Below are 16059 nucleotides of genomic sequence, written 5' to 3' on the forward strand. Positions count from 1 at the left end.
CATAATAGCAGCCTCCGGGCTGTTTTTTTCTTTTATCTAAAAATATTTATACCAGAATGCTTACCTGTAAAATAATAAAGCTTTTTTGGATATAAAGGCACTTTATAGGGTAAAATTTTGAAGGCATCTCTCTGTTTCTCGACAGTTAAATTAACTAATTTATTTTATAATATTAGTATGCGCTGGAAAAAACAGGAGGGATGCCTGAAGTGTTTGGACAAGTTGAATCAGTAAAAAATTATAGTTTTTTGAAAGATAATATTAAAACCAAAAGTAAATTATCATATTTTTTTTATTACCTGATAATCGGGGTTTTAGGTTTTATCCTCGGCAGGGCAGAGGTGTTTAGTGGATATTACCCTTTTTCCCTGATATACTGGATGGGTTTTGCCCTGGAAAGCCCACTGGTAATGATTTACATCACTGTAGTAAGTGGAGCAGGGCTGGCCTGGAATGGAGATTATTTGAATCTTATTTATCTGCTGGCTGGATTTTCAGGGGTTATCCTCAGTAGTTTTTTTAAAAAAGGGAAAGATTCTATTTTCTTTCCGGTAGCTACGGGATTATGCTATCTTGCCCTGTCCATTGTCAGAGGGATAATTTATCAAAAACCCCTTTACTGGTTTGTAATAACAGGTATTGAAGCCCTTGGTATTATACTAGTTTTTTTATTATTAAAGGGTACCAGAATACATATTTTTGATAAGCAGGGGTTTGTAAAGGCTTCACCAGTGGTGTTATTGATAACCAGTCTGGGATTTCTGGTGGGGATTGCCAATATTGATTTTGTTCCCTTTTTTGTCTTACATACATTTATCTATTTGTTTGTCAGTGGTGTTGCCTATATTTCCGGGTTTAGTTATGCAGTTACTGTTTCGGTGTTGTATGGTTTAATATTGAGTGGGCTGGGTCTGATACCATTTGTAGTTATGTTGAGAATTTTAATTATCGGCGTTATAACAGGGCTTTTTAAAAGAAAACCTAAATATATGTTTATAGTAGGTTATTTTTTAACCTTTTTAGTATATTCTGGTTTTTCACCAGGATTATATGATTTAAAAGAGGCTGGTTATGGGTTTGGGATTGCGCTGGCCCTTTATCTGGTGATATCTGAATCCCTGTGGGTACAACTACTGTCGGGTTTAAAACCCAGTCCTTCCCGGGTTAAAAAGTTGAAAACAGATAATGAGTTAAATAAAATTTTTAAACAACACCTGCTGGAATTGAGCCGGGTTTTTAAAGAATTAAGTGTTACGTTTAAAGAGGTTTTACCTGATGAGGAAGAAGAAGAGAACCTGGAAGACCTGGCGTTTATTTTAAAAAATAAAGTCTGTCAGAGATGCCCCCGACTTAAAATATGCTGGAAAAAGGAACGGGCAGACACCTATATGAAACTCAGCAGGTTAGTTGAAAAGGCCAGGAAAGCCGGTAAAATAGAAAAACCAATGTTTAATAACCTATTTAAAGATAAATGTCCTTTTATCAACAAAATTATCGGTGGGGTTAAAAGTAGTTATGAAATATACCAGGTAAATAAATTCTGGCGGGAAAGACTGGATGATAAACAGCGTATTGTTTCTGAACAACTGGCGGGACTGAGCGAAATAATTCAGCAATTTTCCCAGTCTTCAGGTATTGTACTAAGGGATAACCCGACACTTTCCCACATATATGAAAGGGCTGTTAACCGGGGAATTGATGTTTATAATCTGGAGGTTGATACTAATATTTATTCATCCCGTCTTAATATTGTAGCAGAAATGGAACCCTGTAGTGATACCAGACCCTGTGAAGAACAGCTTTTACCCCTTATTAGCTCTGAATACCAATATAATTTCAGGGTAATAAATAAAAAGTGTGGTAATAAACTTAAAGATATTCCCTGTAAATTATTATACGCCCCCCGGGGTAGCTATAGCCTTGAATATGCTGTTTTACAGAAGGCAAGTACCGGGAAAATATCAGGGGATACATATCTTTTTAGACCTTTGAGGGATGGTAAGGATTTAATTGTCTTAAGTGATGGGATGGGAGTTGGGAAAAAGGCCTATCAGGAAAGTAAAGCTGCTGTGAATCTCCTTGAAAAGATTATTGAAGCCGGTTTTGACCGGGATCTGGCGATACGGACAATTAACTCAGCCCTGTATTTCAGAAGCCAGGAAGAAAGTTTTACAACTCTGGATATCGGCTTTTTTGATACTTTTACCGGGGAACTTATCTTCAATAAAATCGGGGCAGTATCAAGCTTTGTGAAACGGGGTTTTGAGGTTTTGCAGATAAAGGCTTCTTCCTTACCGGTTGGAATTTTAGAGAAGGTTGAAATTTCTACTCATTCTGTAAACCTAAAGGAAAATGATTTTGTTATTATGGTGACCGATGGGGTCCTGGATTCGAGTCCTGACATTCAGGACAAAGAAGGTTGGTTTATGAGAATACTTCAGAATTGTTCTTTTGATAACCCCAGAGAACTGGCATCATATCTTATGGAGGTTGTTACCGGGGCCCAGGGCGGAGTTGATGATGATTTAACTATTATTGTATTTAAGGTCAACAAATTTTTAGAAAAAAAGCAGGAAATTTAAACTAATATGTAGAATAGGTTGAATAAGTTGCTATTAAAACCGGGCTTTAAAGCCTAAAGGGGTTTGTACTCTTGGAGTTGCTGAAGAAATTTAGAGAATATATTAACCATCATAAACTTATTAAAAAGGGAGATGGGGTCCTTGTCGGTGTATCTGGAGGACCTGATTCCCTGACCCTGCTGGATATGCTGGTCAGGGTTAAAGATGAATATGGTTTGAAACTGGTTGTCTTCCATTTAGACCATAAATTCAGGCAGGAAGCAGCCCGGGAGGCAAGGTATGTTTCAAATATAACAAACAACTATGGTCTTAAATGTATTATTGAAGAGTTTGACGTACCCGGGTTGATGAATGATGAAGGGTTATCTCCTGAGGAAGCAGCCCGGAAAGTCAGGTTTAATTTAATGATAAAATGGGTTAATAGTTTAAACCTGAATAAAATAGCTGTTGCCCATAATAAAGATGATCTGGTAGAAACCGTTTTTCTCCATATGTTCCGGGGGACCGGTTTAAAAGGCTTGACCGGTATCGATCCGGTATCAAGGATTGGAGGGGTTGAGGTAATTCACCCCCTCTTAAATATTTACAGGCAGGAAATAATGGATTATTGTCAAAGGCGAAATTTAAATCCAGTATATGACCCTACCAATCAGGAAACAATCTATACCAGGAATAAAATAAGGCATCATATTATTCCATATATCGAAGATGAAATCAATCCGGGATTAAAGGATGTTATTTACCAGATGGCTGAAGTAGTAAGGGAAGAAAATAACTTTCTGGATTATCAGGCTGAAAAAAATCTTAAAAAGGTACTGGTAGATAAAGGGCAGGACTATGTTATCCTGTCACTGGAGAAACTATTTAAATTACCCCTGGTTATAAGGCGCAGGATTACCTCCCTTGTCAACAGCAAGCTAAAGGGAGAGGATAATAATTTATACCGGAAACACTATGAGATGGTTGAGAATCTCATTAAATCAAAGGTTACCGGAAAACGTTTTGATTTGCCAGATGGGGTTGTTGTTGAAAAAAGTTATGATAAAATAATATTCAGGAAAAATAAAAAAATAAACGAGTACTGCATAAATTTTAATATCCCAGCAGAAATTGACCTGCCCCGGGGAATAATATTAAAGGTGTCAGAGGAAAAACTCCCTTCAAACTGGCGGCAACTTGTTCAAAATCCAGGTATTTGCCTTTGTGATCTTGAAAAAATAGAGTTACCATTAATTGTTAGACCGAGAAAACCTGGAGACAGATTCATTCCACTGGGAATGAAGGGATATAAAAAGGTAAAGAATTTTTTTATTGATGAAAAAATTCCCCGTTATCAAAGAGAGAATATTCCTGTAATCCTGGACAACAAGGGGAGGATTATCTGGTTAGCCGGTTTAAGGATGGATGATAGATTTAAAATTACAGATGATACCAAAAAAATAGTCAGATTTGAAATAACCAATAATAAGGAGGAATAAACTATGCCATCAACAAATATTATGATGAAAGATATTAAAGAAATTATTATTCCTGAAGAGGTAATCCAGAATCGCATTAAAGAACTTGGAGAGGAAATCAGTAACAGCTATGATCCTGAAGATGAGGTTATAATGGTCTGTATTTTGAGGGGGGCTGTTATTTTTGCTGCTGACCTGGCCCGGCATATTAATTTGCCAGTGACTATAGACTTTATGGATGTTTCCAGTTATGGTCAGGGTACTTCTTCCTCAGGGGTTGTCCGGATTATTAAGGACCTTGAAGAAAACATTGAAAACAAACATGTATTGATAGTTGAAGATATTATAGATACAGGATTAACCCTGAAACATGTGGTCGATATGCTTAAAACCCGCGAACCGGCCAGTATAAAAATTGTGACCTTGCTGGATAAACCGGAGCGACGGGTAGAAAAACAGGTTGAGGTTGATTTTAATGGGTTTGAGGTTCCTGATAAATTTGTGGTTGGATATGGACTTGATTATGCTGAAAAATACAGGAACCTGCCCTTTATAGGGGTGCTTAAAGAAGAACTTTATTCCTGATCTGTATAGTAAAATTGCCAGTATTGTCAAATTAATTCTCTTATGATATAATTATAAATTGTTGTAATGAGATAGTTTACCTTGAGGGGAGGTTAACCTGTTTTGAACAACTTTATGAAAAATATAGGATTCTATTTAGTACTCATTGCCCTCTCAATATTGGTTGCCCAATTTTTTGTTGATACAGATGTAAACACTATTGTTGATACAGATGTAAACACTATTAAGGATTTTACCTATAGTGATTTAATTAATTATGTGGAACAGGGAAAAATAAATGAGGTAACTATTATTGGTAATGAAGCCGTTAAAGGTACCTATAATCATAGAGAGTTTAATGTACCTATACCGCCAGAAGCAGTACCGGATTTGATGGCTGAACTGAGAGAGGCTGATGTTGAAATTAAAACAGAACCCGAACCGACTGCCCCCTGGTGGACGGGCATGTTGGCGTATATCTTACCGATTATATTATTGATCGGAGCCTGGTTTTTTATAATGCAGCGTATGCAGGGTGGCGGTAGTCAGATGATGTCCTTCGGGAAAAGCCGCGCCCGACTCAGTGAAAATGGAAAAAAAGTTACTTTTGAGGATGTTGCTAATTATGAAGAGGTTAAAGAGGAATTACAGGAAGTTGTCGAGTTTTTAAAAAATCCAGATAAATTTACCAGAATGGGGGCCAAAGTCCCCAAAGGAGTCCTTCTGGTAGGACCTCCTGGAACTGGTAAGACCTTGTTGGCCAGGGCTGTGGCTGGTGAGGCCGGTGTTCCATTCTTTATAATCAGTGGTTCTGATTTTGTTGAAATGTTTGTCGGGGTCGGTGCCTCACGTGTCAGGGATTTATTTGAACAGGGCAAAAAGAATGCTCCCTGTATTATATTTATTGATGAGCTGGACGCCGTGGGGCGGCAACGTGGTGCTGGCCTCGGTGGTGGCCATGATGAACGTGAGCAGACCTTAAACCAGCTGCTTGTAGAGATGGATGGTTTTGAGCCCAATGAAGGTATTATTGTTATGGCAGCCACAAACCGACCTGATGTTCTTGATCCGGCCCTGCTTAGGCCTGGTCGTTTTGACCGTCAGGTTGTTGTTGATAAACCGGATGTTAAGGGTAGAATGGGAATCTTAAAGATTCATCTACGGAATAAACCGGTTGCTGACGATGTTGATGTTGAAGTACTGGCTAAAAGAACCCCTGGTTTTACCGGGGCTGATATGGAAAATCTGGCCAATGAGGCTGCTATTCTGGCTGTAAGGCGGCGTAAAAACAAAATAACAATGGAAGACTTTGATGATGCCATAGATAAAGTAATTGCCGGACCGGCCAAGAAGAGTAAAGTCATGTCAGAAAGGGAACGTAAACTTGTAGCCTATCATGAAACCGGGCATGCTTTGGTTGGTGATCTTCTGGAACATGCCGACAGAACCCATAAAATATCAATAGTTCCCCGGGGCCGGGCCGGAGGAATGAGATGGGCCCTTCCTAAAGAGGATAAAAACTTTATGTCTAAACAGGAATTGTTAGACCAGATAACGGTTTTACTTGGAGGTAGGGCTTCTGAATCAATCTTCCTTGAAGATATTAGTACCGGAGCCCAGAATGACCTGGAACGGGCTACTAAACTGGCCCGGGCCATGGTAACTGAATATGGTATGAGTGAAAAACTTGGACCTCTAACCCTGGGTCATAAGCACGATGAGCAGATTTTCCTGGGAAGGGATATATCCCGACAGAGAAATTACAGTGAGGAAATTGCAGCTGAAATTGATAAAGAAGTGAGTTCTATCATAGAATACTGTTATCAGCGAGCTGAAAAGATTCTTCAGGAAAATACAGCCAAGGTTGAGAGGATTGTCAGGGAATTATTAGATAGAGAAACCCTTGATGCCGAACAACTCCAGAAACTCATTAAGGGAGAACCCCTTGATGATGATAGTATTGATAATTCTACAGATGAAAATGAAAACAGAGAACATGAAAATAATGACAAATAATAGATTTTAATAAAATAGTGTTATTACTTCAAAATTAGTCACTTTATTAATGCCAGCTTCATGCTGGCATTTTTTATTTCCAGGAAATTATGTACAAGTTTTATTTTAGATACTTTCAGCCGTTAACAAATTTTATTTTTAAATTATTTTTTTTAATTATTATAACCAATTACTGATTTATTTTTTTCTTGACTTTAATATAATAAAGTGATAAAGTATTAAAGAGATTAAAAAAACGGAGGGATATAGATGGTTTTAACAACAGTTATAGTCTATATGCTATTATTACTGGCAATCGGGTACTGGGCCAACAGAAAAATTAAGGGTTTAACCGATTATCTACTGGCCGGAAGAAGGCTCGGTTTATGGCTGACGGCCGGAGCTCTGGCTGCTACCCATTTTGGTGGAGGTATGGTAGTAGGTGGTGGTGAGTACGGATTTATTCATGGGTTTTCTGGAGCCTGGTATGGGATAAGCTGTGGAATTGGACTATTATTTTTATCATTTCTAACTGCAGGTAAATTCAGGGATTTATCCCTTTATACTGTTCCCGATTATCTAGCACATAGATATGGTGGAAAAACGGTAAGAGTCCTCGGCGCCATACTATCAGTGGTTGCAATAATAGGAATCATTGCTGCCCAGGTACTGGCAGCTAAAAGTGCCCTGGCTATACTCGGTATCAAAGGTAATGCCGGGGCTATTATAGCAACCCTTATATTTATAATTTATACTGTCCTGGGAGGACTGTGGGCTGCCACCATAACTGATTTTATTCAGGTAATTATTGCCGGGGTGGGGACGGTTATTGCGGCCTCAATGGTATTATCTAATACTGGAGGGTTATCCGGGTTAAAGGAATCCCTATCTACTGTGAGTCCAGGTGTTGATTATTTTAACCTTTTTGGGTTTGGATGGACGACCATTTTATGGATATTATTACCTACTGTAATGTATACCCTTATCGGACAGGATTTTTACCAGAGGTTATTTGCCAGTAAGGATGGGATAACGGCCCGAAAGGCTTCTTTTATCGGAGGTATTTTCTTAATTATTATCAGTTTCTTTCCTGTAATTACAGGAATGGGAGCCAGAATGTATTTTCCGGAAATGACAGATGCCAGTATGGCTTTACCCCGTCTTGTTCAGGAATTGTTCCCCCTGGGTCTGGGGGCAGTCTTTCTGGCAGCCCTTCTTGCAGCAATTATGTCTACGGCTGATTCCCTACTGACGGCAGGTACCTCCCACCTTATCAAGGATTTCTGGTTTGAGGTGTTTAACCGCGGTCAGGACAGGGATAAGGGTCAGATTTTAACAATTTCAAGAGTTACGACCGGTGTTCTCGGTCTTTTAGCCCTGATTATTGCCCTACTGGTTCCAACTGTGATTGATGCCTTGATTTATTCATATACAATGTATACCGCCGGTGTTTTTATTCCCCTGATCGGAGGGGTACTGTGGCGCGGGGCAACCCGTAAGGGGGCCATTTCAGCTATTTTTGCCGGCAGTCTGGTTGCCATAACCGGTATTTTAACCGGATTTGAGGCCTGGGGAATACCAGTTGAAGTATATTCAGCGGTAATATCCCTGGTATTCTTTGTTGTAATTTCTCTGGCAGATAAAAAAGATTAATTTTTTCAGGGCATTGAAATGCCCTGTTTTTTTAATTAAATGCCCCTTTCTAAATAAAAATAATTAAAGAAGGATATTTATATAGTTACATGGAATTTAATGAACAAGATTAAAAAAGAAAGGGGAGTTTGAGTTGAAAAGTGATATTGAGATTGCCCAGGATGCCAGGATGGAACCTATTGAGGAGATAGCAGAAAAGGCAGGATTACATAAAGACCAGATTGAGTTATATGGGAAGTACAAAGCAAAGGTAAATACCGATATCATTGATGATGATAAAAAGGACGGCAAGCTGGTTCTGGTAACGGCTATTACACCAACCCCGGCCGGTGAGGGAAAAACGACCACTACGGTGGGGCTGGGGCAGGCCCTTAACCTGTTAGGAAAAAAGGCCATTATTGCTTTAAGGGAGCCGTCCTTAGGCCCGACGATGGGGATAAAAGGTGGAGCAGCCGGTGGCGGTTATTCCCAGGTTTTACCGATGGAAGATATAAATTTACATTTCACTGGTGATATACATGCCATTGGGGCTGCCCATAATTTACTTTCAGCTGTAATAGATAACCATATAAAACAGGGTAATGACCTGGGGATTGATCCTACTTCAGTGACCTGGAAAAGGGTAGTCGACATGAATGACAGGGCCCTCAGGAATATCGTTGTTGGTCTGGGTGGTAAAGCCCATGGTGTTCCCCGGGAAGATGGGTTTATGATTACAGTGGCCTCAGAGATTATGGCTATTCTATGCCTGGCCAACAATTTAGAAGACCTGAAAAATAAGATAAGTAATATAGTAGTAGGTTATACTTATGATGGGGAAGCAATAACCGCAGGTGACTTAAAGGTATCTGGAGCAATGACAGCCCTGTTAAAGGATGCTATTAAACCGAATCTGGTTCAAACCCTTGAAAATACTCCGGCCTTTATCCACGGTGGTCCCTTTGCCAATATTGCCCATGGATGTAATAGTATTATGGCAACCAAAATGGCCCTTAAACTCGGTGAAATTACTGTTACAGAGGCCGGGTTTGGAGCCGACCTCGGTGCTGAGAAATTTTTTAACATTAAGTGCAGGTATGCTGGACTTAATCCTGATGCGGCCGTGGTTGTGGCCACTGTCAGGGCACTAAAGATGCACGGTGGGGTGGATAAAGATAGCCTGTCTGAGGAAAACCTAGACGCCCTTGCCAGGGGTTTTGAAAACCTGGAAAAACACCTCGAAAATGTTTCTAAATTTGGTGTGCCATCAGTTGTGGCCATTAATCGATTCCCCGGGGATACAGAAGCAGAGTTGAACCTTGTAAGGGATAAATGTGAAGAGATGGGAGTGCCGGTTGCTATTTCAGAAGTATGGGCCAGAGGTGGAGAGGGAGGACTGGATCTGGCCAGAAAGTTGGTTGATGTCCTAGAAAATACCCCCGGCCAGTTCAGTTATCTATATGATGTTAACTTTCCTATTACCGACAAGATTGAAAAAATTGCAAAAGAAATTTACGGGGCTGACGGGGTTAATTACACCAGTAAAGCATTAAAACAGATAGATAAATATACTGAACTGGGCTATGATAAACTACCGATCTGTATGGCCAAAACCCAGAGTTCAATATCTGATGATCCCTCTTTAAAGGGAAGGCCTAGAGGGTTTAGAATAAATGTAAGAGAGGTTAATTTATCAGCAGGGGCAGGGTTTATAATTCCCCTGACAGGACCTGTCCTGACGATGCCCGGTTTACCAAAAAAACCTGCTGCTGAAGGAATAGATATAGATGCTGACGGCAAAATAAGCGGTCTATTTTAGAAATCAAGGGTTGAGTTATTCAGGGTCTTTAATAATTAATTTTTCTGGCCGTAAAACCGGAGGCCAGATTAAAAAACCAATAATTATAAATTTATGAAATTAACTCAACTAATTATGTTAATTACCTGATATTAAAATACTTTCATCAGGTAAAAAAATAAGAAATTAAATATTCTGTTGTAAAATATGAACTTGTAACTGATAAGGTAGTTATGCTAAAATTAAATAAACATGGCAGAGTAGGTGGCTATGCGTAAATAGTGCTTAAGGATGGGACGTTGCCTTAAGACGAAATGCCTATCAGGCTGCGGTATAGCCACCGCGTCCGCTGTCCAAAGAGTTTTATCCTTTCTCTTTGGTGGGGGTATTCTGCCGTACCCAAAGAGAAGGAGGTGGTTTAAAAATGATATCTACCAGAAAGATTGTTTATCTTGCCTTCCTAACAGCAATTAGTATTGTTTTAACCAGGTTTTTAAGTATAAGACTACCAATGGCGGGTGTTGAGAGTATAAGGATAGGTTTTGGTGGTCTGCCGATTATACTGGCCGGGGTCGCTTTTGGTCCCCTGGCCGGGGGGTTAGTTGGGTTTATCTCAGATCTTGTTGGCTATTTTATAAATCCAATGGGGGCATATATGCCTCATTTTACACTGACCTCGGCATTAACGGGTATAATTCCCGGTTTAGTTGTTTTTTACCTCTTCAGGCAAAAGAGGACTTTCTGGACCCTGCTGGTAGCCATTGGAATAGGTCAAGGGATAACTTCTGTTGTACTGGTCCCATATTTCCTTCAATCACTATTTTTAGTTCCCATTAAGGCTACTATTATACCCAGGATGATCGGTCAATTAATCCATATTCCCCTATATACTTATTTAAGTATGGTTTTAATAAATAATAAAGCTATAAATTTAACAAAGGATTAAAGGGTTTTCAGGCCCATTAAGGCAGGGGATTGACTTGAACTACAAAAACAGGGGTTTTTCCCCTGTTTTTGTTGTAACAGGGGTAGGTTTTTCTGCCTGGCAGGTGTTTAGAGTTGAATGAAACAAAAAATGTGTGGTATTATTAATAAAGATATATAATGTAATTACTGTTTTTTTAAAATGATAAATTCCGGGTTATATTGTGATGAATGTATCCAGATGGGAGGGTATAACATGGGAAAAGAGGTTATTGAGAGGATAAAAGAATTAAAAAAAGAACGTAATGCCGTCATCCTGGCCCATAATTATCAAATTGGTGAAGTACAGGATGTAGCTGATTTTGTTGGAGATTCCTTTGGGTTAAGTCGTAAGGCTGCTGAAACAGATGCAGATGTCATTGTGTTCTGTGGGGTTAAATTTATGGCCGAGAGTGCTAAAATACTGTCTCCTGAAAAGACTGTTCTTTTACCGGAAAAAGAGGCAGGCTGTCCTCTGGCCAGTATGGTAGATGTGGATGGTCTTAAGGAAATGAAGAAGAAATACCCCGGGGCAACCGTAGTTACTTATGTGAATTCAACGGCTGCTGTTAAGGCTGAAAGTGATATATGCTGTACTTCTTCAAATGCCCTTAAAGTTGTTGAGTCAGTACCAGGGAATCAGGTTTTATTTGTACCAGATAAAAATCTGGGCCAGTATGTAGCCCGCCGTACCAGTAAAGAAGTTATCATCTGGGATGGCTACTGTACTACCCACCATCGTGTTGATCCAGAGGAGGTAAAAGAGGTTAAAGCAGCCCATCCGGACGCCCCGATAGTAGTTCACCCTGAATGTCCCCCTGAAGTGGTGGAACTGGCTGATCATGTTGATAGTACTGCCGGAATATTAAAATACTGTCGCGAGAGTGAAGCTGATACCATAATTGTTGGTACCGAGCAGGGACTAATCCATAGACTTAATAAGGAAAACCCTGATAAAAAGTTTTTTGTCTTAAGCCCTAAGTTGATATGTCCCAATATGAAAAAAACTAATCTTGATAAAGTACTTAAGTCACTGGAAAAAATGGAAACAAGGGTAGAAATACCGGAAAACATAAGAACCAGGGCCTATAATGCCTTGAAAAAAATGCTGGAGGTCAAATAACCTCACTAAATGACGGTAGGGTGGATAAACATGGGAGATATAAAATATAAAACTACAGATTTTGTTATAATCGGGACTGGAATAGCTGGTCTGTATACTGCCCTCAAACTGGCCAGTCTGGGTGAGGTTTCTGTTTTAACCAAGGAAAAACTGGAGGATAGTAACACTCAGTATGCCCAGGGGGGTATTGCTGCAGTTATAGACAGGGGTGATTCCTGGAAACTTCATATGGAAGATACCCTTAAAGCGGGGGCCGGAATATGTGATGAAAAGGCGGTAGAAGTGTTAGTTACTGAAGGTCCAGACCGGGTCCGGGAATTAATTAAGATGGGTACAAGATTTGATCATATAGAAGGGGAACTTGATTTAACCAGAGAAGGAGCCCATAGCAAGAGGCGAATTCTCCATGCCCGGGGGGATGCAACCGGTGAAGAAATTCGGGAATCCCTGACCCGGGCTATAACTAAATCCAAAAATATTTCCCTTAAAGAAGAAAATTTTATGATTGACCTGGTTAAATTAAACCGGGGCAACCATGTGGATGGAGTCCTGGTCTGGGATAATAATCAAAAAAAATATATTGTTTACCTGGCCAGAGCTGTAATTCTGGCAAGTGGTGGTTGTGGACAGGTCTACCATAATACCAGTAACCCTGAGGTAACCACCGGGGATGGAGTGGCAGCTGCCTACAGGGCAGGGGCCATAATAATGGATATGGAATTTATCCAGTTTCACCCCACTGTTTTTTATAATAAACACGGTTCTTCTTTTTTAATCTCAGAAAGCTTACGGGGTGAAGGGGCTGTTCTTAGAAACAGTGAAGGTAAACGCTTTATGGATAAATACCATGACCTGGCTGAACTGGCCCCAAGGGATGTAGTAGCCCGGGCAATTTTGCAGGAAATGGAAAGAGATAATAAACCTCATGTGTGGCTGGATATAACCCATAAAGATGCCGATTTTGTTAAAAACAGATTTCCAACTATATTTAGAACCCTTAAAGAGCATGGTATAGATATAACCAGGGACTGGGTTCCGGTGGTTCCTGCAGCCCATTATATGATGGGAGGAGTAAGGACTGATACTTATGGTAGAACAAATTTAATTGGTCTTTATGCAGTCGGGGAAGTTGCCTGTACCGGTGTTCATGGTGCCAACAGACTGGCGAGCAATTCTCTTCTGGAAGGACTTGTTTTTGGTAATAGAATATACAGGGCCCTGAAAATGGAAGCCGATGTCCTGCCCCTACCAGAAGAAAATCTCAAGGTTCCTCAATTATTACCTTATGGAAAGGTAATGGTCATAAAACAGATAAAAGAAGAGTTGAAAAAGAAGATGTCCCATCAGGTAGGTATTATCAGGAGTGAGAAAACCTTAAAAGATATGATAAAGTGGATAGAAGAGACAGAGGTTAAGCTTAATAAATTTAAATATAGTAATGTTGAGTTATGGGAGCTAAAGAATATGCTTTCAGTAGCTGGAATTATTTCCAGGAGTGCCCTGTTAAGAAAAGAAAGCCGGGGTGGGCATTTCAGGGAAGATTATCCGGAAATAAAACCTGGCTGGGGGAATAAACATGTCCTGGTAGATAAACTTAGTCCGGAGGGGAGGATTCATGAAGTTAAATAATATTTATCTGGAGAAAGTCATTATTGAAGCCCTTGAAGAGGATATAGGGTTTGGCGATTTAACAACAGATTATTTAATACCATCCACTCACAGGTCCTCCGGAAAGATAATTGTTAAGGAGGATGGTGTTGTTGCTGGAGTGGGGGTGGCCCGCTCTGTATTTGAAGCAGTGAACAGTAAAATAGAATTTAAGGCCATGGTGAGGGATGGTGATCAGGTCAGGGCCGGTGATGTAATAATAAAAATAACTGGACCGACAGCAGGTATACTGAAAGGTGAGAGGACAGCCCTTAATTTTATGCAGAGGTTATCGGGAATTGCTACCAAGACCTGTCGGTTGGTTACAAAAGTTAAAGATTTTCCGGTACGGGTAGTTGATACCCGGAAAACGACTCCAACATTACGTCAACTGGAGAAATACGCTGTCAGGGTTGGTGGTGGTTATAACCATCGATTCGGGCTTTACGATGCGGTGATGGTTAAAGATAACCATATTAAGGCAGCCGGTGGTATTAAAAAAGCTGTAACCACTTTACGAAGGAATATCCCCCATACTACAAAAATTGAAGTAGAAGTCACTACTTTAACTGAAGTTGAAGAGGCGCTGGAGGCTGGTGCTGATATAATAATGCTGGATAATATGGACATTGAGACCATGGCTGAAGCGGTCAAACAGATTGAAGGGAAGGCTTTAGTAGAGGCATCCGGGGGTATAGATGAGAATACCATTATAGAGGTTGCCAGGACCGGGGTAGATGTTATTTCAGTCGGGGCTTTAACCCATCAGATTGAGTCCCTGGATATTAGCCTTAACCTGGATAGTGATTAATTAGATACACTGGACAAAATTAAGCAAAACTATGTTACGGTTTCTGGCCTGCACAATAATCTGGTAAATCTGGTAGGCACAAAAACCCCCTGTCGGTTTTTCCGGCAGGGGGTTTGCTTTTTAAAAGGATTATTTATATGGTAAAGATTATTTATATGGTATTGTATGATAGTATTGAGGTGGTAATATTCAGAGGTATATTTATCTAAAATTGATTTGGCCTTTTACCAATTTCAACAAAGATTAATCTCGGGTCCCCATTCCTTAAGATTTTGAGGAGGACTTTATCTCCTACTTTTTTGTTTTTAACTATATTAACAACATCTTCCGGGGTATTAACGGGTTTGCGGTCAATTTCTTTAATAATGTCATATGGTTTTATCCCTGCTTCAGCAGCCGGACTATTTTCAACAACACCGACAATTATAGCTCCTTCTGTGTTATCAAGGTTGAAGTATTCTTTAACATCTGGTGTTATTTTATTCATATAAATCCCAATCCAGGGTCTGATAACTTCCCCTTTGGTTTTAAGGTCATTTACTATTTCCTTAACCTCATTGGCCGGAATGGCAAAACCAATACCCTGGCCCTGGGCACTTACAGCAGTGTTGATTCCAATAACTTCTCCGTCTATATTCAGGAGAGGACCACCACTGTTACCGGGGTTAATAGCAGCATCGGTCTGGATCAGATTCCGATAGGTTCTTACCTGCCCATCCTGGGTTGGAATCTGAATGGGGCGACCCAGGGCACTGACTACACCAATGGTTACGGTGTGTTCAAACCCGAACGGATTACCGATGGCAATAACCCAGTCACCTGGCCTTATCTTATCTGAATCACCAAGTTTAATCGGGGTTAAATCCCTATCTACATTAACCTTTAAAACCGCCAGGTCGAGGCTAAAGTCAGACCAGGCTATTTCTGCAGGCACGGGTTTATCGAAACCCTTTATAGTAACTTCTATCTTTTCGGCTCCATGGATTACATGTTCATTGGTAACAATATAACCATCTTTTGATACAATAAATCCGGTACCAAAGCCTTCTTCAAGTCGCGGTTGTTGCTCGGGATAAGGCAATTGATCACCAAAGAAGTAGCGGAAAAAAGGATCATTAAAAAAGGGGTCTGAATACTGCCCACCCTGAACTTTAGTATATGAAGTTACTTTAACAACTCCGGCATCAACTTTGGCCGCTATATCGGCGAAAATATTGGTATCAGTTATAACAATCTTATCCTGATCAGCAGGATTTTCTTCATTGTTTTCAACTAAACTGCCATTTTCCTGGTCTGCATAAATTTTGGTAGGGGTTAATTCATAATGTGAACCGACAAAGATACCAGTTGTAAAAACAACAGCCAGAATTATAGCAAATAACATTATTTTCCTTTTGCTCCGGGACATAATATACCACCTTTCCTTTACTGATTTGTAATATAAATTTCTGGATATGGTATCTAACCAATAAGTACATTACATACTT

Annotated in this window: 11 protein-coding genes and 1 riboswitch; of the genes, 10 read left to right on the top strand and 1 reads right to left on the bottom strand. The window is 39.9% G+C overall.

Annotation, left to right across the window (positions count from 1 at the left end):
• The first annotated feature begins 209 nt into the window (after positions 1-209).
• The 10 genes from HORE_RS00360 (at position 210) to nadC (ending at position 14572) form a co-directional block, all read left to right on the top strand.
• On the top strand, positions 210-2582 hold the full coding sequence (locus HORE_RS00360) for a SpoIIE family protein phosphatase (protein WP_012635015.1): 2373 nt from the start codon (positions 210-212) through the stop codon (positions 2580-2582).
• Between the two features lie 71 nt (positions 2583-2653).
• Positions 2654-4060, top strand: a complete 1407-nt coding sequence (gene tilS, locus HORE_RS00365) for a tRNA lysidine(34) synthetase TilS (RefSeq protein WP_012635016.1) — start codon at positions 2654-2656, stop codon at positions 4058-4060.
• A 21-nt stretch (positions 4061-4081) separates the two neighbouring features.
• Positions 4082-4624 carry a hypoxanthine phosphoribosyltransferase gene (hpt, locus tag HORE_RS00370; RefSeq protein ID WP_041606177.1) on the top strand — a complete coding sequence of 181 codons (543 nt, stop codon included), beginning with the start codon at positions 4082-4084 and terminating at the stop codon, positions 4622-4624.
• Positions 4625-4726: 102 nt separating this feature from the next.
• The gene (gene ftsH / locus HORE_RS00375; protein ID WP_012635018.1) at positions 4727-6619 is read left to right on the top strand and encodes an ATP-dependent zinc metalloprotease FtsH; all 1893 of its coding nucleotides are present in this window, start codon (positions 4727-4729) and stop codon (positions 6617-6619) included.
• A gap of 249 nt (positions 6620-6868) precedes the next feature.
• Positions 6869-8251 carry a sodium:solute symporter family protein gene (locus tag HORE_RS00380; RefSeq protein WP_012635019.1) on the top strand — a complete coding sequence of 461 codons (1383 nt, stop codon included), beginning with the start codon at positions 6869-6871 and terminating at the stop codon, positions 8249-8251.
• 133 nt (positions 8252-8384) lie between these two features.
• On the top strand, positions 8385-10049 hold the full coding sequence (locus tag HORE_RS00385) for a formate--tetrahydrofolate ligase (RefSeq protein ID WP_012635020.1): 1665 nt from the start codon (positions 8385-8387) through the stop codon (positions 10047-10049).
• A gap of 233 nt (positions 10050-10282) precedes the next feature.
• Positions 10283-10382, top strand: a riboswitch (THF riboswitch).
• 70 nt (positions 10383-10452) lie between these two features.
• Positions 10453-10974: a folate family ECF transporter S component gene (locus HORE_RS00390; protein WP_012635021.1), complete on the top strand. Its 522-nt coding sequence runs from the start codon at positions 10453-10455 to the stop codon at positions 10972-10974.
• Positions 10975-11208: 234 nt separating this feature from the next.
• On the top strand, positions 11209-12114 hold the full coding sequence (gene nadA / locus HORE_RS00395; RefSeq protein ID WP_012635022.1) for a quinolinate synthase NadA: 906 nt from the start codon (positions 11209-11211) through the stop codon (positions 12112-12114).
• 30 nt (positions 12115-12144) lie between these two features.
• Positions 12145-13743: an L-aspartate oxidase gene (gene nadB, locus HORE_RS00400; RefSeq protein WP_012635023.1), complete on the top strand. Its 1599-nt coding sequence runs from the start codon at positions 12145-12147 to the stop codon at positions 13741-13743.
• A complete protein-coding gene (gene nadC, locus HORE_RS00405; RefSeq protein ID WP_012635024.1) occupies positions 13730-14572 on the top strand; it encodes a carboxylating nicotinate-nucleotide diphosphorylase in 843 nt (280 codons plus the stop codon). The genes nadB and nadC overlap by 14 nt, the downstream gene beginning before the upstream one ends.
• A 205-nt stretch (positions 14573-14777) precedes the next feature.
• Here nadC and HORE_RS00410 read toward each other — a convergent pair whose 3' ends face one another.
• Positions 14778-15980, bottom strand: coding sequence for a S1C family serine protease (locus HORE_RS00410; RefSeq protein ID WP_012635025.1), 1203 nt, complete (start codon positions 15978-15980; stop codon positions 14778-14780).
• Positions 15981-16059 lie beyond the last annotated feature (79 nt).

The organism is Halothermothrix orenii H 168, from assembly GCF_000020485.1.
GTDB classification, from domain to species: Bacteria; Bacillota; Halanaerobiia; order Halanaerobiales; family Halothermotrichaceae; genus Halothermothrix; species Halothermothrix orenii.

What these genes read in the sequence shown, in the direction of transcription:
- hpt (WP_041606177.1), top strand. Translation starts at nt 4,082, where the DNA reads ATGATGAAAGATATTAAAGAAATTATTATTCCTGAAGAGGTAATCCAG.
- HORE_RS00380 (WP_012635019.1), top strand. Translation starts at nt 6,869, where the DNA reads ATGGTTTTAACAACAGTTATAGTCTATATGCTATTATTACTGGCAATC.
- HORE_RS00390 (WP_012635021.1), top strand. Translation starts at nt 10,453, where the DNA reads ATGATATCTACCAGAAAGATTGTTTATCTTGCCTTCCTAACAGCAATT.
- nadA (WP_012635022.1), top strand. Translation starts at nt 11,209, where the DNA reads ATGGGAAAAGAGGTTATTGAGAGGATAAAAGAATTAAAAAAAGAACGT.
- nadB (WP_012635023.1), top strand. Translation starts at nt 12,145, where the DNA reads ATGGGAGATATAAAATATAAAACTACAGATTTTGTTATAATCGGGACT.
- nadC (WP_012635024.1), top strand. Translation starts at nt 13,730, where the DNA reads ATGAAGTTAAATAATATTTATCTGGAGAAAGTCATTATTGAAGCCCTT.
- HORE_RS00410 (WP_012635025.1), bottom strand. Translation starts at nt 15,980, where the DNA reads ATGTCCCGGAGCAAAAGGAAAATAATGTTATTTGCTATAATTCTGGCT.